Annotated in this window: 21 protein-coding genes; all 21 read left to right on the forward strand. The window is 66.8% G+C overall.

Annotation, left to right across the window (positions count from 1 at the left end; all coding sequences use genetic code 11):
- The first annotated feature begins 15 nt into the window (after positions 1–15).
- The 21 genes from paaG to JFY56_RS05830 all read left to right on the forward strand — a co-directional run bounded on the left by paaG (position 16) and on the right by JFY56_RS05830 (position 22160).
- On the forward strand, positions 16–807 hold the full coding sequence (gene paaG, locus JFY56_RS05730; RefSeq protein WP_208312570.1) for a 2-(1,2-epoxy-1,2-dihydrophenyl)acetyl-CoA isomerase PaaG: 792 nt from the start codon (positions 16–18) through the stop codon (positions 805–807).
- Between the two features lie 3 nt (positions 808–810).
- On the forward strand, positions 811–2328 hold the full coding sequence (gene paaH, locus JFY56_RS05735) for a 3-hydroxyacyl-CoA dehydrogenase PaaH (protein ID WP_208312571.1): 1518 nt from the start codon (positions 811–813) through the stop codon (positions 2326–2328).
- On the forward strand, positions 2321–2764 hold the full coding sequence (gene paaI, locus JFY56_RS05740; protein WP_208312572.1) for a hydroxyphenylacetyl-CoA thioesterase PaaI: 444 nt from the start codon (positions 2321–2323) through the stop codon (positions 2762–2764). Before paaH ends, paaI begins: the two co-directional genes overlap by 8 nt.
- Positions 2757–3977, forward strand: coding sequence for a 3-oxoadipyl-CoA thiolase (gene pcaF / locus JFY56_RS05745; protein WP_208312573.1), 1221 nt, complete (start codon positions 2757–2759; stop codon positions 3975–3977). Before paaI ends, pcaF begins: the two co-directional genes overlap by 8 nt.
- Before the next feature lie 85 nt (positions 3978–4062).
- Positions 4063–5379 carry a phenylacetate--CoA ligase PaaK gene (gene paaK / locus JFY56_RS05750; RefSeq protein ID WP_208312574.1) on the forward strand — a complete coding sequence of 439 codons (1317 nt, stop codon included), beginning with the start codon at positions 4063–4065 and terminating at the stop codon, positions 5377–5379.
- Between the two features lie 253 nt (positions 5380–5632).
- On the forward strand, positions 5633–5986 hold the full coding sequence (locus JFY56_RS05755) for a DUF1428 domain-containing protein (protein ID WP_208312575.1): 354 nt from the start codon (positions 5633–5635) through the stop codon (positions 5984–5986).
- A 336-nt stretch (positions 5987–6322) separates the two neighbouring features.
- Positions 6323–7315 (forward strand): 1,2-phenylacetyl-CoA epoxidase subunit PaaA, encoded by a 993-nt coding sequence (gene paaA, locus JFY56_RS05760; RefSeq protein ID WP_208312576.1) that lies wholly within the window; start codon positions 6323–6325, stop codon positions 7313–7315.
- Positions 7316–7338: 23 nt separating this feature from the next.
- A complete protein-coding gene (gene paaB, locus JFY56_RS05765) occupies positions 7339–7620 on the forward strand; it encodes a 1,2-phenylacetyl-CoA epoxidase subunit PaaB (RefSeq protein WP_208312577.1) in 282 nt (93 codons plus the stop codon).
- Positions 7621–7630: 10 nt separating this feature from the next.
- Entirely contained in the window at positions 7631–8392 is a 762-nt protein-coding gene (gene paaC / locus JFY56_RS05770) for a 1,2-phenylacetyl-CoA epoxidase subunit PaaC (protein ID WP_208312578.1), read from the forward strand.
- Positions 8379–8912, forward strand: coding sequence for a 1,2-phenylacetyl-CoA epoxidase subunit PaaD (gene paaD, locus JFY56_RS05775; protein ID WP_208312579.1), 534 nt, complete (start codon positions 8379–8381; stop codon positions 8910–8912). The genes paaC and paaD overlap by 14 nt, the downstream gene beginning before the upstream one ends.
- Before the next feature lie 25 nt (positions 8913–8937).
- On the forward strand, positions 8938–10014 hold the full coding sequence (gene paaE / locus JFY56_RS05780) for a 1,2-phenylacetyl-CoA epoxidase subunit PaaE (RefSeq protein ID WP_208312580.1): 1077 nt from the start codon (positions 8938–8940) through the stop codon (positions 10012–10014).
- 383 nt (positions 10015–10397) lie between these two features.
- Positions 10398–10706 carry a DUF485 domain-containing protein gene (locus JFY56_RS05785; protein ID WP_208312581.1) on the forward strand — a complete coding sequence of 103 codons (309 nt, stop codon included), beginning with the start codon at positions 10398–10400 and terminating at the stop codon, positions 10704–10706.
- Complete coding sequence (locus JFY56_RS05790) at positions 10706–12346, forward strand: cation acetate symporter (protein ID WP_408004388.1); 1641 nt, start codon at positions 10706–10708, stop codon at positions 12344–12346. Before JFY56_RS05785 ends, JFY56_RS05790 begins: the two co-directional genes overlap by 1 nt.
- 24 nt (positions 12347–12370) lie before the next feature.
- Positions 12371–13606, forward strand: a complete 1236-nt coding sequence (locus JFY56_RS05795; protein WP_208312583.1) for an OprD family porin — start codon at positions 12371–12373, stop codon at positions 13604–13606.
- A gap of 117 nt (positions 13607–13723) precedes the next feature.
- The gene (gene paaZ, locus JFY56_RS05800; RefSeq protein WP_208312584.1) at positions 13724–15778 is read left to right on the forward strand and encodes a phenylacetic acid degradation bifunctional protein PaaZ; all 2055 of its coding nucleotides are present in this window, start codon (positions 13724–13726) and stop codon (positions 15776–15778) included.
- Between the two features lie 248 nt (positions 15779–16026).
- Positions 16027–16644 carry a translesion DNA synthesis-associated protein ImuA gene (gene imuA / locus JFY56_RS05805; protein WP_208312585.1) on the forward strand — a complete coding sequence of 206 codons (618 nt, stop codon included), beginning with the start codon at positions 16027–16029 and terminating at the stop codon, positions 16642–16644.
- A 7-nt stretch (positions 16645–16651) separates the two neighbouring features.
- A complete protein-coding gene (locus JFY56_RS05810; protein ID WP_208312586.1) occupies positions 16652–18064 on the forward strand; it encodes a Y-family DNA polymerase in 1413 nt (470 codons plus the stop codon).
- Positions 18061–21126 carry an error-prone DNA polymerase gene (locus JFY56_RS05815; protein ID WP_208312587.1) on the forward strand — a complete coding sequence of 1022 codons (3066 nt, stop codon included), beginning with the start codon at positions 18061–18063 and terminating at the stop codon, positions 21124–21126. Before JFY56_RS05810 ends, JFY56_RS05815 begins: the two co-directional genes overlap by 4 nt.
- On the forward strand, positions 21101–21448 hold the full coding sequence (locus JFY56_RS05820) for a type II toxin-antitoxin system Phd/YefM family antitoxin (RefSeq protein ID WP_408004380.1): 348 nt from the start codon (positions 21101–21103) through the stop codon (positions 21446–21448). Before JFY56_RS05815 ends, JFY56_RS05820 begins: the two co-directional genes overlap by 26 nt.
- The gene (locus JFY56_RS05825) at positions 21445–21822 is read left to right on the forward strand and encodes a type II toxin-antitoxin system VapC family toxin (RefSeq protein WP_208312589.1); all 378 of its coding nucleotides are present in this window, start codon (positions 21445–21447) and stop codon (positions 21820–21822) included. The genes JFY56_RS05820 and JFY56_RS05825 overlap by 4 nt, the downstream gene beginning before the upstream one ends.
- Positions 21823–21929: 107 nt before the next feature.
- On the forward strand, positions 21930–22160 hold the full coding sequence (locus JFY56_RS05830; RefSeq protein ID WP_208312590.1) for a hypothetical protein: 231 nt from the start codon (positions 21930–21932) through the stop codon (positions 22158–22160).
- Positions 22161–22239: the final 79 nt, after the last annotated feature.

The raw sequence follows: 22239 nt of genomic DNA on the forward strand, positions 1-22239 counted from the left end.
GGAGCGCATCCGTCCATGAACTTCGAGCACATCCTGTTTTCCATCGAGGACGGCGTCGCCCTCCTCAGCCTGAACCGCCCGGAGCAGCTGAACAGCTTCAACACGCAGATGCATGGCGAAGTGCGCGAGGCGCTCAAGCAGGTGCGGCAGAACCCGGACGTGCGCGTGCTGCTGCTCACCGGCGAAGGCCGCGGCTTCTGCGCCGGCCAGGACCTGAGCGACCGCAACGTCGCACCGGGCGCAGCGATGCCGGACCTGGGCGAGTCCATCGAGAAGTTCTACAACCCGCTGATCCGCACCCTGCGCGACCTGCCGCTGCCGGTGATCTGCGCAGTCAACGGCGTGGCCGCCGGCGCCGGCGCCAATATCCCGCTGGCCTGCGATCTGGTCCTGGCCGCCCGTTCCGCCAGCTTCATCCAGGCCTTCTGCAAGATCGGCCTGATCCCGGACTCCGGCGGCACCTGGACCCTGCCACGCCTGGTCGGCATGGCCCGCGCCAAGGCGCTGATGCTGCTGGGCGATCGCCTCTCCGCCGAACAGGCCGAGCAATGGGGCCTGATCTACCGCGTGGTGGACGATGCCGCGCTGCGTGACGAGGCGCTGAAACTGGCGCGCCACCTGGCCACCCAGCCGACCTACGGCCTCGCGCTGATCAAGCGCAGCCTCAATGCCAGCCTGGGCAACAGCTTCGACGAGCAGCTGGAAGTCGAGCGCGACCTGCAGCGCCTGGCCGGCCGCAGCGAGGACTACCGCGAGGGCGTCGGCGCCTTCATGGAAAAACGCACGCCTGCCTTCAAGGGACGCTGATCGATGGCTGCTCTCAATAGCACTGAACAAGTCGCCGTGATCGGCGCCGGCGCCATGGGTGTCGGTATCGCCCAGATCGCCGCCCAGGCCGGTCATCCGGTCAAGCTCTACGACGCCCGCCCCGGCGCCGCCGCCCAGGCCATCGAAGGTATCGACCGCCAGCTCGGCCGTCTGGTCGAAAAAGGCAAGCTCGCCGCAGATGCCCGCAACGCCACCGTGGCGCGCATGCAGGCGGTGGACGCCATCGAGGAACTGGCCGACTCGCGGCTGGTGATTGAGGCCATCGTCGAGAATCTGGAGGTCAAGCGTGGCCTGCTCCGCCAGCTGGAAGAACTCTGCGCGGTGGACTGCATCCTCGCCAGCAACACCTCGTCGCTGTCGATCACCAGCCTCGCCGCCGGCCTGAAGCAGCCGCGCCGCGTGGTCGGCATGCACTTCTTCAACCCGGCGCCGCTGATGGCGCTGGTGGAAATCGTCTCCGGCCTGGACACCGATCCGGCCATCGCCAACGGCCTGCATGCGCTCGCTGGCGCGTGGGGCAAGAAGCCGGTGCATACCCGCTCCACCCCAGGCTTCATCGTCAACCGCGTGGCCCGTCCGTTCTACGCTGAAAGCCTGCGCCTGCTGCAGGAAGGCGCGGCCGACTGCGCCAGCCTCGATGCGCTGATGCGTGACGCCGGAGGCTTCCGCATGGGCGCCTTCGAGCTGACCGACCTGATCGGCCACGACGTGAACTACGCGGTGACCTGCTCGGTGTTCGACGCCTACTACGGCGACTTCCGCTTCCAGCCCTCGCTGATCCAGAAGGAGCTGGTGGATGCCGGCCGCCTCGGTCGCAAGAGCGGTCGCGGTTTCTATGACTACGCCGAAGGTACTGAACGTCCGCAGCCGGCAGAGCTTGCCAGCGCCACATCTATAGATAGCTGCGTAGTGGAAGGCGACCTTGGCGTCGCCAGCGGCTTGCTGCAACGCCTGCAGGACAATGGCGTCAGCGTCAGCCGTCGCGACGGTGCCGGCCTGCTGCGCGTTGGCGACGCCGTGCTGGCGCTGAGTGACGGCCGTCTGGCCAGCCAGCGCGCCCGCGAGGATGGCCTGCGCAATCTGCTGTTGATCGACCTGGCGCTGGACTACGCCAAGGCAACACGCATCGGCATCAGCTGGTCGGCGGATACCACTGAAGGCGCCCGCGATCAGGCCGTCGCCCTGCTGCAACGTGCCGGCCTGAAAGTCACCGCGCTGGCCGACATCCCCGGCCTGGCCGTGTTGCGCACCGTCGCCATGCTCGCCAACGAGGGCGCCGATGCCGTGCTGCAGGGCGTCGGCACTGCCGCCGACATCGACCTGGCGATGTGCGCCGGGGTGAATTACCCGCTGGGCCCGCTGGCCTGGGCCGACCGCATCGGCGTCGGCCAGGTGCTGCGCGTTCTGGACAACCTGCAACGCGACTATGGCGAGGAGCGCTATCGCCCGTCGCTGCTGCTGCGCCGTCTCGATGCCGAAGGGAGGAATTTCCATGACTGATCCGCAACGCCTCGCCGATGCCTGCGCGCAGACGATGTTCGAGCGCGACCAGGCCAGCCGGCGCATGGGCATGAACCTGCTGTCCGCTGGCCCCGGTCGCTCCAGCGTTTCGATGCGCGTGCGCGAGGACATGATCCAGGGCCACGGCACCTGCCACGGCGGCTACCTGTTCGCCCTCGCCGACTCGGCCTTCGCCTTCGCCTGCAACAGCTACGACGAGGCGACCGTGGCCATCGGCTGCAGCATCGACTACGTCGCTCCGGCCCGCCTCGATGACCTTCTTACCGCCACGGCCTTCGAACAGAGCCGCAGCGGGCGCACCGGCAACTACGACGTGCGCATCGAAAACCAGCACGGACAGCTGATCGCCCTGTTCCATGGCAAATCCTACAAAGTGCGCGGCACCGTGCTGGCGCAGGAGACCCTTGATGAGTGAAAACCTTCTCAACGACGCCCTGATCATCGACGCCGTGCGCACACCCATCGGCCGCTTCGCCGGCGCGCTGAGCGCCGTGCGTGCCGACGACCTCGGCGCGGTGCCGCTGCGCGCGCTGATCCAGCGCCATCCGGAGCTGGACTGGGGCAGCGTCGATGACGTGTTCTACGGCTGCGCCAACCAGGCCGGCGAGGACAACCGCAACGTCGCGCGCATGTCCGCCCTGCTCGCCGGGCTGCCGGTCAGCGTGCCCGGCACCACCCTCAACCGCCTGTGCGGCTCCGGTCTGGACGCCATCGGCAGCGCCGCCCGCGCCATCCGCTGCGGCGAGGCCGGACTGATGATCGCCGGCGGCGTGGAATCCATGTCCCGCGCGCCCTTCGTCATGGGCAAGGCCGAGCAGGCCTTCGCCCGCTCGGCGGAAATCTTCGACACCACCATCGGCTGGCGCTTCGTCAATCCGCTGATGAAGAAGCAGTTCGGCATCGACTCCATGCCGGAAACCGCCGAGAACGTCGCCGAGCAGTTCAACATCTCCCGCGCCGACCAGGACGCCTTCGCCGTGCGCAGCCAGCAGAAGGCCGCCGCCGCGCAGGCCAATGGCCGTCTGGCGAAGGAAATCGTCGCGGTGGAGATCCCCCAGCGCAAGGGCCCGGCCAAGGTGGTCGAGCATGACGAGCATCCGCGCGGCGACACCACGCTGGAACAGCTGGCCAAGCTCGGCACGCCGTTCCGCGAGAACGGCAGCGTCACCGCCGGCAACGCCTCGGGCGTCAACGACGGCGCCTGCGCCCTGCTGCTGGCCAGTCCGCAAGCGGCCAAACGCCACGGCCTGAAGCCCCGTGCGCGGGTGGTCGGCATGGCCACCGCGGGCTGCGAGCCGCGCATCATGGGCATCGGCCCGGTACCGGCGACCCGCAAGGTGCTGGAGCAGACCGGCCTGAGCCTGGCCGACATGGATGTGATCGAACTGAACGAAGCCTTCGCCGCCCAGGGGCTCGCGGTCCTGCGCGAACTCGGCCTCGCCGACGACGACGCGCGGGTCAATCCCAACGGCGGCGCCATCGCCCTCGGCCATCCGCTGGGCATGAGCGGCGCGCGCCTGGTCACCACCGCCCTGCACGAGCTGGAGGAACGCGGCGGCCGCTACGCCCTGTGCACCATGTGCATCGGCGTCGGCCAGGGCATCGCGCTGGTCATCGAAAGACTCTGAAAACTACAAGGGTTGCGGGGTATCCTACCCCTCAAGCACTCACGGCCCCTCGATGGGCCAAAGCACAAGAACAATGAGTGAAACCATGAATATGTACGTCACCAACACCGCCTTGCTCGACCCGATGGAAACCGCCAGCATCGACGAACTGCGCCAGCACCAGCTGGATCGTCTGCGCTGGAGCCTGAAGCACGCCTACGACAACGTGCCGCTGTACCGCCAGCGCTTCGAAGCGGCGGGCGTTCACCCCGACGACCTGAAATCCCTGGACGACCTGGCGAAGTTCCCCTTCACCGGCAAGTCCGACCTGCGCGACAACTACCCCTACGGCATGTTCGCCGTGCCCATGGAACAGGTCGCGCGCCTGCACGCATCCAGCGGCACCACCGGCAAGCCGACCGTGGTCGGCTACACGCAGAACGACATCGACACCTGGGCCAACGTGGTCGCCCGCTCGATCCGCGCGGCCGGCGGCCGCAAGGGCGACAAGGTGCACGTGTCCTACGGCTACGGCCTGTTCACCGGCGGCCTCGGCGCCCATTACGGCGCGGAACGCCTGGGCTGCACGGTGATCCCGATGTCCGGCGGCCAGACCGAGAAGCAGGTCCAGCTGATCCGCGACTTCCAGCCGGACATCATCATGGTCACCCCGTCCTACATGCTCAACATCGCCGACGAGATCGAGCGCCAGGGCATCGACCCGCACAGCCTCAAGCTGCGCCTGGGCATCTTCGGCGCCGAACCCTGGACCGCCGAACTGCGCCGCGCGGTCGAGGAACGCATGGGCATCAGTGCGCTGGACATCTACGGCCTGTCGGAAATCATGGGCCCGGGCGTGGCGATGGAGTGCTTCGAGACCAAGGACGGCCCGACCGTCTGGGAAGACCACTTCTACCCGGAAATCATCGACCCGGTGACCGGCGCGGTGCTGCCCGACGGCCAGTACGGCGAGCTGGTGTTCACCTCGCTGTCCAAGGAAGCGCTGCCGATGATCCGCTACCGCACCCGCGACCTCACCCGCCTGCTGCCGGGCAGCGCGCGGCCGATGCGGCGCATCGACAAGATCACCGGGCGCAGCGACGACATGCTGATCATCCGCGGGGTGAACGTGTTCCCCACGCAGATTGAGGAGCAGGTGCTGAAGATCAGGCAACTGGCCGAGTGCTACGAGATCCACCTGCACCGCAACGGCAACCTCGACAACATCGACGTGCACGTCGAGTTGCGCCACGACTGCCAGGGCCTGTCGGCCGAGGAGCAGAAAGCCGTGGGCAACGAACTGGGCAAGCAGATCAAGACCCACATCGGCATCAGCGCCCGCGTGCTGCTGCAGCCGAGCCACAGCCTGAAGCGCTCGGAAGGCAAGGCCTGCCACGTTTACGACAATCGGCCGAAGGGTTGATTGAAATGGGTTGAAGGAGCCCCCGCTTGTCGGGGGCTCTTCTTTTGTGCCGCAGCATGAGGCGATCAGGCGTAGGGCGGGTGCAACCCGCCATGAATGGCACGACATGGCACCAACGGCGGGTTGCACCCGCCCTACAACGCGCAACCGCCGGTCAGGTTCCCGCCACTCTCTGTCGATACTCGCCTCATCGGTACGACTATGGATCAAAGGCGGACGGCATCCAGCCATCCGCGCCCCGTGGAGATCGACCATGAACTACATCGATGGCTACGTCCTCGCCGTACCCACGGCCAATCGCGAGAAATACGCACAGCTCGCCCGCGAAGCGGCGGTGGTGTTCAAGGACCACGGCGCGCTGAGTGTCGTCGAGTGCTGGGGCGACGACGTCCCGGAAGGCAAGGTGACTTCCTTCCCCATGGCGGTGAAGCGCAAGGATGACGAAACCGTGGTGTTCTCCTGGATCACCTGGCCCTCGAAGGAAGCCCGCGATGCCGGGATGAAGAAGGCCATGGAGGACCCGCGGATGAAATGCGATCCCTCCAGCATGCCGTTCGATGGGCAGCGGATGATCTATGGCGGGTTTCAGGTGCTGGTCGAGGCCTGACACAAAAGAAACATTTACAGCCAACGAAAACAAAATATCTGTATCACGACAAAACCCCGCCCAGGCGGGGTTTTTCTTTTTATCGTTCCCGCGCTCCCGCGTGGGAATGCAGCCCTCGACGCTCCTACGTCTAGCGGGACGCGGGAGCGTCCCCGGATGGGTTCCCACGCAGGAGCGTGGGAACCATGAAAATCCGGACCGACCGTTCGTCAAACCGACACAAAAAACACATACGACACATTATTTTCTGTTTGATATTTGTTTTTGTATCGCTTAAAAATACAGCCATGGCCAAGACCACCCCACTGAACGAATAAAAAAAGCTGGAGACACGGCATGTACGCACAACTGGTTGAGACCGGCGTGAAACGCGTGAAGACGCTGGAGGAGATGTCGCCGGAAGAGCGCGCCTTCCAGGAGAAGATCGACGCCGAGATCAAGATCGAGGCAAAGAACTGGATGCCCGATGCCTATCGCCAGACGCTGATCCGGCAGATCTCCCAGCACGCGCATTCGGAAATCGTCGGCATGCTGCCGGAAGGCAACTGGGTCACCCGCGCGCCGACCCTGAAGCGCAAGCTGCAGCTGATGGCGAAGATCCAGGACGAGGCCGGCCACGGCCTGTACCTGTACAGCGCCATGGAAACCCTCGGCGCCGACCGTGACGAGGAGATCGCCAAGCTGCACAGCGGCAAGGCCAAGTACTCCAGCATCTTCAACTACCCGACGCTGAACTGGGCCGACATGGGCGCGGTGGGCTGGCTGGTGGATGGCGCCGCCATCGTCAACCAGGTGGTGCTGCAGCGCACCTCCTACGGCCCCTACTCCCGCGCGATGATCCGCATCTGCAAGGAAGAGAGCTTCCACCAGCGCCAGGGCTACGAAATCCTCCTGACCATGATGCGCCACGGCACCCAGGCGCAGAAGGACATGGTCCAGGACGCGATCAACCGCCTGTGGTGGCCGGCGCTGATGATGTTCGGCCCGAGCGACGCCGACTCGCCGAACAGCGCCCAGTCCATGGCCTGGAAGATCAAGCGGCAGAGCAACGACGAACTGCGCCAGCGCTTCGTCGACCAGACCGTTCCCCAGCTCGAACTGCTCGGCTGCACCGCGCCCGATCCGCACCTGAAGTGGAACGAGGAACGCGGCCACTACGACTTCGGCGCTATCCAGTGGGAAGAGTTCTACGAAGTGCTCAAGGGCAACGGCCCGTGCAACGTCGAACGCGTCGCCACCCGCCGCAAGGCCATCGAAGACGGCGCCTGGGTCCGCGAAGCCGCGGTCGCCCATGCCCGCAAACAACAACAGAAACGTGACGCTGCCTGAAGCCAGTGCGAGGAGATATGACCATGTCCGAGTGGACTCTTTTTGAGGTTTTCGTGCGCAGCAAGCACGGTCTGAATCACAAGCACGTCGGCAGCGTGCATGCCGCCGATGCCCGCATGGCCATCGAGAACGCCCGCGAGCTGTACACCCGCCGCAACGAAGGCGTGAGCCTGTGGGTGGTGCCTTCGGCGCTGATCACCGCCTCCGCCCCGGACGAGAAGGACCCGCTGTTCGACCCGGCGCAGGACAAGGTCTACCGCCACGCCAGCTTCTACGAGCTGCCGCCCGAAGTCGGCCACATGTGAGATCGCCCGCATGAATCCGAACAACGACAAGATCGAATACCTGCTGCGCCTTGCCGACAGCGCCCTGATCCAGGGTCAGCGCCTGTGCGAATGGTGCGGCCACGCGCCGGCTCTGGAAGAAGAGCTGGCCCTGATGAACGTCGGCCTCGACCTGGTTGGCCAGGCGCGCAACTGGTACGAGTACGCCGTCGAACTGCTGGACGATGGCCGCGACGCCGACGACCTGGCGTTCCGCCGCGACGAGCGCGCCTTCCGCAATCTGCTGCTGGTGGAACAACCCAACGGCGACTACGCGGTGACCATCACCAAGCAGTTCCTCTACGACGCCTGGCACTTCCACGTGCTGGCCGCCCTCACCCGGTCCAGCGACGAGCGCATCGCCGGCATCGCCGCCAAGGGCCTGAAGGAAGTCACCTATCACCTGCGCCGCTCCGGCGAGTGGGTCGAACGTCTGGGCGACGGCACCGAGAAAAGCCACCAGCGCATGCTTGTAGCGATCCCGCAGCTGTGGCGCTTCACCGTGGAATTGACCGACTCGGACGAGATCGAACAGCGCCTGGCTGCCGAAGGCGTCGCGCCGAATCCGGCGGAAATCGCCAGCGCCTGGAAATCCAAGGTCGCCGACATCTTCGCCAGCGCCACCCTTCCCGTGCCGCAGCCGGCGGTGAACTTCTACCTGAGCGGCCGCCGCGGCGTGCACACCGAGCATCTGGGCATCCTGCTCGCCGAGATGCAGTTCCTCCAGCGAGCCTATCCCGATGCGACCTGGTGAGCTGATCGCCAGCGACCGCGGCGCCCGCCCCGGCACGACCACGGACGTGGCCCATGCCTGGGAGGTGCTGGGCTCGGTGATGGACCCGGAAGTGCCGGTAGTCAGCGTGGTCGACCTCGGCATCGTCCGCGGCCTCGACTGGCAGGACGGCCACCTGCATGTGGTGGTCACGCCAACCTACTCCGGCTGCCCGGCCACCGAGGTGATCGAGCAGGACATCCTGCACGCCCTGGAACACGCCGGCTTCGCCGCGCCGCAACTGGAGCGCCGCCTAACGCCGGCCTGGACCACCGACTGGATCAGCGACGACGGCCGCGAACGCCTGCGCGCCTATGGCATCGCCCCGCCGGCCGGCAGCACCAGCAAGCGCAGCCTGCTCGGGGAAAAGGACGATATCTGCTGCCCGCAATGCGGCAGCGCGCACACCGAACGCCTGAGCGAATTCGGCTCCACCGCGTGCAAGGCGCTCTATCGCTGCGTCGATTGCCGCGAGCCATTCGATTACTTCAAGTGCATCTGAGTGACCGCGTCACCGGAGAAGAACAATGAGCAAATTCCATAGCCTGAAAATCCGCGAAGTGCGCCCGGAAACCCGCGATGCCGTGTCCATCGCCTTCGATATCCCGGCGGACCTTACGGACAGCTTCCGCTTCACCCAGGGCCAGCACCTGGTGATGCGCACCCAACTGGACGGCGAGGAAGTGCGCCGCTCCTACTCGATCTGCAGCGGCGTCAACGACGGCGAGCTGCGCGTGGCGATCAAGCGGGTCGCCGGCGGCCGCTTCTCCGCCTACGCCAACGAGAGCCTGAAGGCCGGCCAGAGCCTGGAAGTGATGCCGCCATCCGGCCACTTCCATGTCGAGCTCGACCCGGCGCGCCACGGCAACTACCTGGCGGTCGCCGCCGGCAGCGGCATCACGCCGATCCTGTCGATCGTCAAGACCACCCTGCAGACCGAACCGCACAGCCGCGTCACCCTGCTTTACGGCAACCGTTCGAGCAACGCCGCGCTGTTCCGCGAGCAACTGGAAGACCTGAAGAACACCTACCTGCAGCGCCTGAATCTGATCTTCGTGTTCAGCCGCGAGCAGCAGGACGTCGACCTGTACAACGGCCGCATCGACGCCGACAAGTGCGGCCAGCTGTTCCAGCGCTGGCTGGACGTGAAGAGCCTCGACGCCGCCTTCATCTGCGGCCCGCAGGCAATGACCGAAACCGTGCGCGACCAGCTCAAGGCCAACGGCATGCCGGCCGAGCGCATCCACTTCGAACTGTTCGCCGCCGCCGGCAACCAGCAGAAACGCGAAGCCCGCCAGGCTGCCGCCGAACTCGACAGCGCGAAGAGCCGGGTCACCGTGATCAGCGACGGCCGCGAACTGAGCTTCGAGCTGGCACGCAACAGCGTCAGCGTGCTCGACGCCGGCAACGAACACGGCGCCGAACTGCCCTACTCCTGCAAGGCCGGCGTGTGCTCGACCTGCAAGTGCAAGGTGGTTTCCGGCGAGGTGGAGATGGACAGCAACTTCGCCCTCGAGGACTACGAAGTGGCGGCGGGCTACGTGCTGTCCTGCCAGGCGTATCCGATCAGCGACAGGGTGGTGCTGGATTTCGATCAGCTTTGATTCGTGGTGGGCATTCATGGCGGGTTGCACCCGCCCTACGAGCTGCCACGCCGAACCCTGTAGGAGCGAGCTCTGCTCGCGAACAGGCCGCGGTAAAGAGCTTCGCGAGCAGAGCTCGCTCCTACAAAAGCAACCCCAGACGTAGGGTGGAAAACGGCGAAGCCTTTTCCACCGATGAATCCGAACCATGACAAACGGTGGACAAGCAGAGCGTTGTCCACCCTACGACGATGAACCTGTAGGAGCGGGCCATGCCCGCGATGTTCCGACGGTCGCGGGCTTGGCCCGCACGAATCCGGGTCCCCCCGGTAACCGAGGCGCCAACGTGCGGCGCCTCTTCCCACAAACACACCTCGACAATGCACAACAAGAGAGGGCGTGACATGACTTCGCAAGAGCTGGACTTCATTCGGCAACACCCGGACTTCGTCCAACTGGTCCGCCGCAAGCAGCGGCTGACCTGGTCCCTGACCCTGGCCATGCTGGCGATCTACTACGGCTTCGTGCTGCTGGTGGCCTTCGCACCCGGCATCCTCGGCCGGCCGTTGAACGGTGGCGTCACCAGCGTCGGCATGCTGGTCGGCGTGATCATCGTACTGCTGTCCTTCGCCCTCACCGGCATCTACGTGCAACGCACCAACGCCGTGCTCGACCCGCTCAACGACAAGCTGAAGCAGGAGTGCATGCAATGATGCTGTCCCGCCTGTTCCTGCTGCTGGGCGGCCTCTCCGCCGCCGATCTCGCCCTCGCCGCCGACGCTGCGCGCCCGCTCAACTGGCATGCCATCGGCATGTTCCTGCTGTTCGTCCTGTTCACCCTCGGCATCACCCGCTGGGCCGCCCTGCGCACCCGTTCGGCGAGCGACTTCTATACCGCCGGCGGCGGACTCACCGGCTTCCAGAACGGCCTGGCGATTGCCGGCGACATGGTGTCCGCGGCGTCCTTCCTCGGCATCTCGGCGATGATGTTCATGAGCGGCTACGACGGTCTGCTGTACGCCCTCGGCGTCCTCGCCGGCTGGCCGATCATCCTGTTCCTGATCGCCGAACGCCTGCGCAACCTCGGCAAGTACACCTTCGCCGACGTGGTCTCCTACCGCCTGGAACAGAAGCCGATCCGCATCACCGCCGCCTTCGGCACCCTCACCGTGTCGCTGATGTACCTGGTGGCGCAGATGGTCGGCGCCGGCAAGCTGATCGAGCTGCTGTTCGGCATGAGCTACCTCAACGCCGTGCTGCTGGTGGGCGTGCTGATGGTCTGCTACGTGACCTTCGGCGGCATGCTGGCGACCACCTGGGTGCAGATCATCAAGGCGATCCTGCTGCTCTCCGGCACCAGCTTCATGGCCTTCATGGTGCTCAGGCACTTCGACTTCAGCACCGAGGCGATGTTCGCCAGCGCCGCCGCCGTGCACGCCAAGGGCTCTGCGATCATGGCGCCGGGCGGACTGCTGTCGAACCCGGTGGATGCGATCTCCCTCGGCATCGGCATGATGTTCGGCACCGCCGGCCTGCCGCATATCCTGATGCGCTTCTTCACTGTCGGCAGCGCCAGGGAAGCGCGCAAGAGCGTGTTCTACGCCACCGGTTTCATCGGCTACTTCTACCTGCTGCTGATCGTCATCGGCTTCGGTTCCATCGTCATGGTCGGCACCAATCCGGAATTCCGCGACGCGGCCGGAGCCATCATCGGCGGCGGCAACATGGTCGCGGTGCACCTGTCCCATGCCGTCGGCGGCAGCCTGTTCCTCGGCTTCATCTCGGCGGTGGCCTTCGCCACCATCCTCGCCGTGGTGTCCGGCCTGGCGCTGTCCGGCGCCTCGGCGGTGTCCCACGACCTGTACGCCTGCGTGATCCGCAAGGGGCAGGCCAGCGAGCGCGAGGAAATGCGCGTGTCGCGCATCGCCACCCTGGGCATCGGCGTGCTGGCGATCATTCTCGGCCTGCTGTTCGAGTCGCAGAACATCGCCTTCCTCTCCGGCCTGGTGCTGGCCATCGCCGCCTCGGTCAACTTCCCGGTGCTGTTCCTCTCGATGTTCTGGAAGGGCCTGACCACCCGTGGCGCGGTCGCCGGCAGCGTCGCCGGGCTGCTTTCGGCCATCGTCCTGCTGGTGCTGAGCCCGGCGGTGTGGGTCAACGTGCTGCACCACGAGCAGGCTCTGTTCCCCTACTCCAACCCGGCGCTGTTCTCCATGAGCCTGGCGTTCTTCAGCGGCTGGCTGTTCTCGGTGACCGACGCCTCGGCCCGCGCCGCAGAGGAACGCGGGCGCTACATGGCGCAGTTCATCCGCTCCATGACCGGCATCGGCGCTGCCGCCGCCAGCCGTCACTGATCAACGATCCGGAATACAAGAACAATGACTCGGAATCGCCTCACCAAGCCGCTGCTCGCGGCACTCGCCCTGCCCATGGCCTGCCCGGCCATGGCGGGCTTCATCGAAGACAGCAAGGCCAGCCTGGAGCTGCGCAACCACTACCTGAACCGCGACTTCCGCCAGGACGGCGCGGCGCAGTCGAAGGCCGAGGAATGGGGCCAGGGCTTCACCGCCCGCTTCGAATCGGGCTTCACCGAAGGCACCGTCGGCGTCGGCCTCGACGCCATCGGCGAACTCGGCATCAAGCTCGATTCCAGCCGCGATCGTCGCGGCACCGGCCTGCTGCCGTTCGGCCCGGACAGCAAGGAGCCGGTGGACGACTACAGCGAGCTCGGCCTGACCGGCAAGCTGCGCGCCTCGAAGAGCGTGCTGCGCGTCGGCACCCTGCAGCCGCTGCTGCCGGTCGTCACCTACAACGACACCCGCCTGCTGTCGTCGACCTTCAAGGGTGGCATGCTGACCTCGCAGGAAATCACCGGCCTGACGCTCAACGGCGGGCGCATCACCGAAACCAACCTGCGCGACTCCTCGGGCAACGACGACATCGGCTTCGGCGCGGCGCAGAGCGATCACTTCGACTTCGCCGGCGGCAGCTACGCGATCAACCCGCAACTCGCCCTGAGCTACTACTACGGCAAGCTCGAAGACATCTATCGCCAACAGTACGCCGGACTGGTGCACACCCTGCCGCTGGGCGGCGGCTTCAGCCTGCGCAGCGACATCCGCTACTTCGACAGCCGCGGCGACGGAAAGGAGCGCGCCGGCGAGATCGACAACCGCAACTTCAACGGCATGCTCAGCCTCAGTCACGGCGGCCACAAGGTCAGCGCGGCGTGGCAGCAGCTGTCCGGCGACAGCGCCTTCCCCTTCCTCAACGGCGGCGACCCGTACGTGGTCAACCTGGTGACCTTCAACACCTTCACCCGCGCCGACGAGGATTCCTGGCAGCTGCGCTACGACTACGACTTCGCCGCCCTCGGCATTCCCGGCCTGACCTTCATGACCCGCTACGTCGACGGCCGCAACGTGAAGACCGCGACCGTCGACGACGGCGAGGAATGGGAACGCGATACCGACATCGCCTACGTGGTGCAAGGCGGCCCCTTGAAGGGCGTGAGCCTGCGCTGGCGCAACCTGACGTTCCGCTCCGGCAACGGGCTGGATACGGCAATCGACGAGAACCGCCTGATCATCGGCTACACCCTGGCCCTCTGGTAAGGCAACACAACCACCCCCGTAGGAGCGGGCCATGCCCGCGACCGTCATTACCGGGACAAGAGCATCGCGGACAAGGTCCGCTCCTACATACAGGCCCCGGACTCCGGAGACTCCATGATGAGCAACACCCCCACCCTGCAAAGCTTCATCGCCGGCCGCTGGATCGGCAGCCACGGCGCCCAGGCACTGCGCAGCGCGATCAACGGCCAGTCGCTCGCCTACACCCACGAGGAATCCCTCGACTTCGCCGAATCCATCGCCTACGCCCGCCAGCAGGGCGTGCCCGCGCTGATGGCATTGGACTTCCAGCAACGCGCCGCGCGCCTCAAGGCCCTCGGCAAGTTCCTGCTGGAGCGCAAGGAGCAGCTCTACGCGCTGTCCCACCACAGCGGCGCCACCCGCGCCGACAGCTGGATCGACATCGAAGGCGGCGCCGGCACCCTGTTCGCCTACGCCAGCGTCGGCTCGCGCGAACTGCCGTCGGGCAACGTGGTGCATGAAGGCCCGGCCATCCCGCTGGGCAAGACCGGCAAGTTCGCCGGCACGCACATCCTGGTGCCGCGCGGCGGCGTGGCGGTGCACATCAACGCCTTCAACTTCCCGATCTGGGGCATGCTGGAGAAGTTCGCGCCGAGCTTCCTCGCCGGCATGCCGTGCATCGTCAAACCGGCCACCGCCACCAGCTACCTGACCGAAGCCGCCGTGCGCCTGATGTACGAATCCGGCCTGCTCCCGGAAGGCAGCCTGCAGCTGATCATCGGCAGCACCGGCGACCTGCTCGACCGCCTGCAGGGTCAGGACGTGGTGACTTTCACCGGCTCCGCCGACACCGCCGCCAAACTGCGGGTGAACGCCAACCTGGTGCGCAATTCGATTCCGTTCAACGCCGAGGCCGACTCGCTGAACTGCGCCATCCTCGCGCCCGACGTGACCCCGGATGACGAAGAGTTCGACCTGTTCGTCAAGGAAGTCGCCCGCGAGATGACGGTCAAGGCCGGCCAGAAGTGCACGGCGATCCGCCGCGCCATCGTCCCCGCCAGACACATCGACGCCGTGGCCGAGCGCCTGAGCGCGCGTCTGGCAAAAATCGCGGTCGGCGATCCGTCGGTGGAAGGCGTGCGCATGGGCGCCCTGGCTTCCCACGCCCAGCAGGCCGACGTCGCCGAGCGCCTGGAGCTGCTGCTGCAGAGCAGCGACCTGCTGTTCGGCGCCAAGGACGGCTTCGCCCCGCTCGGCGAAGGTGTGGCCGAAGGCGCCTTCTTCGCCCCGACCCTGCTGCGCAGCCGCGATCCGCATGCCGACGGCGGCGCCCACGACATCGAGGCGTTCGGCCCGGTGAGCACCCTGATGGCCTACGACGACATCGACGAAGCCGTCGCCCTCGCCGCCCGTGGCAAGGGCAGCCTGGTTTCCACGCTGGTGACGAAAGACCCGCTGGTGGCTGCCAGGGTAGTGCCGGCTGCCGCTGCCTGGCACGGACGCGTGCATATCCTCGATGCCGAAGCCGCGCCGGAATCCACCGGCCACGGCTCGCCGCTGCCGCAACTCAAGCACGGCGGCCCCGGCCGCGCCGGTGGTGGCGAAGAGCTGGGCGGCCTGCGCGCGGTCAAGCACTACCTGCAGCGCACCGCCGTACAGGGCTCGCCGAGCATGCTGATGGCGGTCACCGGCGAGTACGTGCGCGGCGCCAGGGTCGTTGAAACCGAAGTGCACCCGTTCCGCCGCCACTTCGAGGACCTGCAGATCGGCGAATCGCTGCTGACCCACCGCCGCACCGTGACCGAGGCCGACATCGTCAACTTCGGCTGCCTGTCGGGCGATCACTTCTACATGCACTTCGACGAGATCGCCGCGAAGGACTCGCAATTCGGCAAGCGCATCGCCCACGGCTACTTCGTGCTGTCGGCGGCCGCCGGCCTGTTCGTCTCCCCCGGCGTCGGCCCGGTGCTGGCCAACTACGGCCTGGACACCCTGCGCTTCATCACCCCGGTAGGCATCGGCGACACCATCCAGGCGCGCCTGACCTGCAAGCGCAAGATCGACCAGGGCAAGGTCAGCCCGAAAGGCGAACCGCAGGGCGTGGTGGCGTGGGACGTGGAAGTCACCAACCAGAACGACGAGCTGGTGGCCAGCTACGACATCCTGACTCTGGTGGTGAAGCGCGAGGGCTAAGCCAGCAGCGGGAGATATTCCGGAGCGAGCTGCAATGCCCACCGTAGGTTGGCGCTGAGCAACGCGAAGCCCAACATCGCCATCGTTGGGCTTCACTGCGTTCAGCACCAACCTACGCGGGTTCTGGCTCAGCCACGCGGTTCCGAGGCGTGTTGACCGCCACCATGCCAAGGTGAAAAACTGTATATCCATACAGCTATCTCATCCTCCGCAATGGCCAACTCCTTCCTCATCATCAGGTGCTCCTGATGGGCGCTGTCATCGCCCTCGATGCGCTGCTGGACCAGCGTCGTGTCTGGAAGGCCCAGCACAACGCCCCGCTGCCCGGCGCCCAGCCCACCGGGCATGCTGCGCTGGATGCGGCCTTGCCCAGCGGCGGCTGGCCGGAGGCGGCGCTCAGCGAGATTCTTTTGCCCAGCGAAGGCATCGGCGAGTTGCAACTGCTCTGGCCGACCCTCGCCCGCCTGAGCGCGGCTGGTGAGCGGGTGGTGCTGGTAGCGCCGCCGCATGTGCCCTATCCGCACGCCTGGCAGGCCGCCGGGGTGGACTTGCGCCAGTTGATGCTGATCGAGGCGGATGGCCGCGATGCGCTGTGGGCGACCGAGCAGTGCCTGCGCTCCGGCAGTTGCGGTGCCGTGCTGTGCTGGCCGCAGCAGGCCGACGACCGCGCCCTGCGCCGCCTGCAGGTGGCCGCCGAAACCGGGCAGACGCTGGCCTTCGCCTATCGTCCGCTGCGCGAGGCGGTGAATCCCTCACCGGCGGCGCTGCGTCTGGTGCTGGAGGCGAAGCCGCGCCAGCTGCGCGTGCTGAAATGCCGGGGCGGACTGGCGCCGGCGCAGCCCATCCCCGCGTCGGCGTGGAGCTGAGGCGGCCATGCTCTGGGCCTGCATCCTTCTGCCGCAACTGGCAATGGACGGCGTGCTGCGCGGCCGCGCCGATGCCGACGCGCCGCTGGCCCTGCTCTCCGGTCCGCCGCAGCGCCGTGTGCTGCAGGCGGTCAACCCGGCCGCCCGCGCCCTCGGCCTGAAGCCCGGGCATTCGCTGCTGGCCGCCCAGGCGCTGAGCCGTGACTTCAGCACCGCCGACTACGACCTGGCGGAAATCGAGCGCTGGCAGAACTTCCTCGCCGCCTGGGCCTATGGCTTCAGCTCGCAGGTCAGCCTGCACTACCCCCGCGCGCTGCTGCTGGAAGTGCAGTCCAGCTTCGGCCTGTTCGGACCCTGGCCGCGTTTCGAGGCGCGCCTGCGTGAGGAGCTGACCGGCCTCGGCTTCCACCATCGCATCACCGCCGCGCCCAATCCCGCCGCCGCCCGCGTGCTGGCCAACGTCCATGACGGGCTGGCTGTGGAAAACCCTGACGAACTGCGCGATATCCTCGGCCGCCTGCCGCTGGAGCGCAGCGGCCTTCCCCGGGAAACCGCCAGCGCCTTCGCTCGCATGGGCGTGCGCAGCCTGCGCCAGCTGCTCGCCCTGCCCCGCGCCAGTCTGGCCCGGCGCTTTGCGCCAGAGCTGCTGCAGCATGTGGACAGCCTGCTCGGCCAGCGCGGGCTGGCCCTGGATTTCTACCGGCCGCCGGATGAGTTCGATTCGCGCATCGAGCTAAACTTCGAAGTGGAATCACACCAGGCGCTGCTGTTCCCGCTGCGCCGCCTGACCGCCGACCTGTCGGCCTATCTCGCCGGGCGCGACAGCGGCGTGCAGCGTTTCAGCCTGCTGCTGGAGCATCGCCAGGGCGCCACCCGGCTGGATGTCGGTCTGCTCGCTGCCGAGCGCGAGGCGGCGATGCTCTTCGAACTGACCCGCGGCCGCCTGGAACAACTGCAACTACCTGCACCGGTGCTGTCGCTGCGCCTGCTCGCCCGCGACCTGCCGGCCTTCGTCCCCGAGCATCGCCAGCTGTTCGACGAGCGGCCGCAACAATCCCTGCCTTGGGAACAACTGCGCGAGCGCCTGCGCGCACGGCTGGGCGATGAGGCGGTGCATGGCATCCGCGCCCTCGCCGATCACCGGCCGGAATGCGCCTGGCAGGCTGGCGATGCCGGCAAACCCGTTCCCCGGCCTAACGATGCACCGCGCCCCGGCTGGCTGCTGACGGAGCCCGTGCCCTTGCGCGAAGCAAACCTGCGCATCCTCGCCGGCCCCGAGCGCATCGAATCCGGCTGGTGGGATGGCGGCGACGTGCGCCGCGACTACTACCTGATCGAAACCCGCGATGGCCGGCGCGGCTGGGCCTATCGCACGGTCGGCGACGAGGGGCCGCTGCTGTTGCACGGCTGGTTCGCATGAGCGCCGACTACGCCGAGCTGCATTGCCTGAGCAACTTCAGCTTCCAGCGCGGCGCCTCCAGCGCGCAGGAGCTGTTCACCCGCGCCGCGAAACTCGGCTACCGCGCCCTGGCGATCACCGACGAATGCAGCCTGGCCGGCATCGTCCGCGCCTGGCAGGCGGCGAAGGAAAGCGGCGTGGCGCTGATCGTCGGCAGCGAAGTGCAGATCGAATCCGGTCCCAAACTGGTCCTGCTGGTGGAAAACCTCACCGGCTACCAGAACCTCTGCCGGCTGATCACCCACGCCCGCCGCCGCGCCGACAAGGGCAGCTACCGCCTGCTGCGGGGCGACCTCGACCAGCCGCTGGATGGCCTGCTCGCCCTCTGGTTGCCGCAGCAGGAAAGCGACGGCCGCTGGCTGCGCGAGCTGTTCCCCGGCCGCTTGTGGCTGGGCGTGGAACTGCATCGCGGCCCGGACGATGCGCAGCGTCTCCAGGAACTGCAGTCGCTGGCCGCCAGACTGGGAATACCGGCAGTGGCCTGCGGCGACGTGCATATGCACGCCCGCGGCCGCCGCGCCCTGCAGGACTGCATGACCGCCATCCGCCAGCACTGCCCGGTGGCCGAGGCCGGCGCCTGGCTGTTCCCCAACGGCGAACGCCATCTGCGACCGCGCGAGGTGCTGGTCGATCTCTATCCGGCCGAACTGCTGGCGGAAACCCTGCGCATCGCCGAACGCTGCACCTTCGATCTCAAGAAGCTGCGCTACCAGTACCCCCACGAACTGGTTCCGGCTGGGCATACGCCAACCACCTGGCTGAGCGAGCTGACCGAGAAAGGCATCCACAAACGCTGGCCCGACGGCCCCACGGCAAAGGTGCGCGAGGCCATCGAGAAGGAACTCGGGCTGATCGCCGAACTGCGCTACGAAAGCTACTTTCTTACCGTCGAAGACATCGTTCGTTTCGCCCGCGAGCGCGACATCCTCTGCCAGGGACGCGGCTCGGCGGCCAACTCGGCAGTGTGCTTCGCCCTCGGCATCACCGAACTGGACCCGGACCGGATCGACCTGCTGTTCGAGCGCTTCATCTCGAAGGAGCGCAACGAACCGCCGGACATCGACGTCGACTTCGAGCACGAGCGCCGCGAGGAAGTCATCCAGTACGTATTCCAGCGCTACGGCCGCCACCGCGCCGCGCTCACCGCAGTGGTCAGCACCTACCACGGCGCCGGCGCGGTGCGCGACGTGGCCCGTGCGCTCGGCCTGCCGCCGGAGCAGATCGACGCCCTGGCCCGCTGTTGCGGCCACTGGAGCAGCAGCGCGCCACCGGTGGAGCGCCTGCGCGAAGCCGGCTTCGATCCGGAAAGCCCGATCCTGCGCCGCGTGCTGGCACTCACCGGCCAGTTGATCGGCTTCCCCCGCCACCTGTCACAGCACCCCGGCGGCTTCGTCATCTCCGAACAGCCGCTGGAAACCCTGGTGCCGGTGGAAAACGCGGCGATGGCCGAACGCACCATCATCCAGTGGGACAAGGACGACCTCGACGCGGTCGGCCTGCTCAAGGTGGATATCCTCGCCCTCGGCATGCTCAGCGCGCTGCGACGCTGCTTCGACCTGCTGGCGGACTATCGCGGCAAGCGCTGGGAGCTGGCCACGCTGCCGCCGGAAGACCCGGAAACCTACGAGATGATCAGCCGCGCCGACACCATCGGCGTATTCCAGATCGAATCGCGCGCGCAGATGGCCATGCTGCCGCGCCTGCAACCGAAGGAGTTCTACGACCTGGTGATCCAGGTCGCCATCGTCCGCCCCGGACCGATCCAGGGCGACATGGTCCATCCCTACCTGCGCCGGCGGAATGGCGATGAAAAGATCGAGTACGCCTCCGAGGAACTGATCCCGGTATTCAAGCGCACCCTCGGCGTGCCGCTGTTCCAGGAGCAGGTGATGCAACTGGCGATCGTCGCCGGCGAATACACCCCCGGCGAAGCCGATCACCTGCGCCGCTCGATGGCCGCATGGAAACGCCACGGCGGTCTGGAAGCGCACCGCCAGCGGCTGACCGGGCGCATGCTCGAACGGGGCTACACGCAGGAGTTCACCGAACGGATATTCAGGCAGATCGAAGGCTTCGGCAGCTACGGCTTCCCCGAATCCCACGCTGCCAGCTTCGCCCTGCTGACCTACGCCAGTTGCTGGCTGAAACGCCACGAGCCGGCCGCCTACGCCTGCGCGCTGATCAACAGCTGGCCGATGGGTTTCTACAGCCCCGACCAGATCCTCCAGGACGCCCGCCGCCATGGCCTGGAAATCCGTCCGGTGGATGTGCGCCACAGCGGCTGGGACTGCGGCCTGGAAGACAGTGGCCGGGAGCAGCCGGCGATCCGCCTGGGTTTGCGCATGGTTCGCGGCTTCCGCATGGAGGATGCGCGGCGCATCGAGGCCAGCCGGTGCCAGAGTCCGTTCGCCGATGTCACCGACCTTGCCGTACGCGCCAGCCTCGACGCCCGCGCCAGCGAACTCCTGGCCGACGCCGGCGCCCTCCGTGGCCTCGCCGGGCACCGGCACAAGGCACGCTGGGCGGTGGCCGGCATCGAGCCGCAGATGCCGCTGTTCGCCGGCCAGTCGACCGAAGAAACCCCGGTCACCCTGCCGCTGCCGACGCGCGGCGAAGACCTGCTGACCGACTACGACACCCTCGGCACCACCCTCGGCCCACATCCCATGGCACTGCTGCGCGCCGCACTCAGGGCCCGGCGCTGCCGCAGTTCGAAGGAGCTGGCCGACGTGGAACACGGCCGCCTGGTCCATGTCGCCGGCCTGGTGGTCGGCCGCCAGCGCCCGCAGACCGCCAGCGGCGTCACCTTCATCACCCTGGAAGACGAGTTCGGCATGACCAACGTGATCGTCTGGCACGACCTGGCCGAGCGCCAGCGCCGCCCCTTCCTCGAAGCACGGCTGCTGCAGGTGGACGGCACGCTGGAAACCGAAAGCGGCGTGCGCCATGTGCTCGCCGGCCGGCTGCATGACCTGACGCCGCTGCTGAGCGGGCTGGATGTGCGGAGCCGGGATTTCCACTAGCTGGCCAGGCTGGCTTGGACGCCTTGCTTTTTCTTCGGAAGAATTCTGGCTATATTTGGCTATAAATCAGGAGGTACTCACCATGATCACGGTTCCACTGGCGGAAGCGAAGAACAACCTGTCCAAGCTGGTCGACGAAGCCGCCGAAGGCCAGATCATCACCATTGCCAAACACGGTCGCGCCATGGCTCGACTGGTGCCGGCAAGCAAGCCCACAGGCCAGCGAATCGGCGCGATGAAGGGAAAACTGGTGGTTCCCCAGGGATTCGATGAGCCGCTGCCGGACGATCTGCTCGATGACTTCGAGAACAGCAGCCTATGAGGGTTCTACTCGACACCCACATCCTGCTCTGGGCGCTGGCCGACGATGAAAGGCTCTCGAGCAAGGCCAGGCGGCTGATCGAGGATGCCAGCGAGATCTACATCAGCGCGGCCAGCTTCTGGGAAATGACTATCAAGGTCAGCCAGGGAAGGCTCGACGTCGACCTGGATGAAATCCGCGGTTACTGCAGGGAAAGCGGGTTCATTGAGCTGCCGATTGCCGTCGAGCACGCCATCGCCGTCAAGGACCTCGAACAACATCACCGCGACCCCTTCGACAGAATCCTGGTTGCCACCGCGATCACCGAGCCCATGCGGCTGATCACGGCCGATCCACTCGTGGCGAAGTACACCAGCCTGGCGATACTGGTCTGATCCGGCGCTCTGTCCCCTCGTGTTTCACCTGCTGTTTCAGAGCCCTCTGATGGCCGCAACCCCAAGCGCCGCGCTAACCTCCATGCTCGGCATCCAGAGGTCTGGACATGGACAAGAAAGGCGAAATACTGGCGTTGCGCTGCATGCTCGAGGCGGTGATCGCGGTGCTGCCGCCTGCGGAACAGAAGCGGGTCTGGCAGCGCTTCCGGCGCAATGCCGCCCTGCTCTACCATCATCTGGACGCCATCGGGCAGGATGCCTTCGAGCGGGCTGCGATATCCCTGGCGGCCAGCCGGATGACGCACCGTCCGGACAAGCAGGATCGAGCCCTGGGCTGACTGCCCCTGCCACTCCCCCATACACCTCAACCAGAAATCACGACAGGGAACCGGGCCACCGCCCGGCTCCCCGTCCCTG

The sequence above is a fragment of the Pseudomonas schmalbachii genome (assembly GCF_017589465.1).
Lineage (GTDB): Bacteria > Pseudomonadota > Gammaproteobacteria > Pseudomonadales > Pseudomonadaceae > Pseudomonas > Pseudomonas schmalbachii.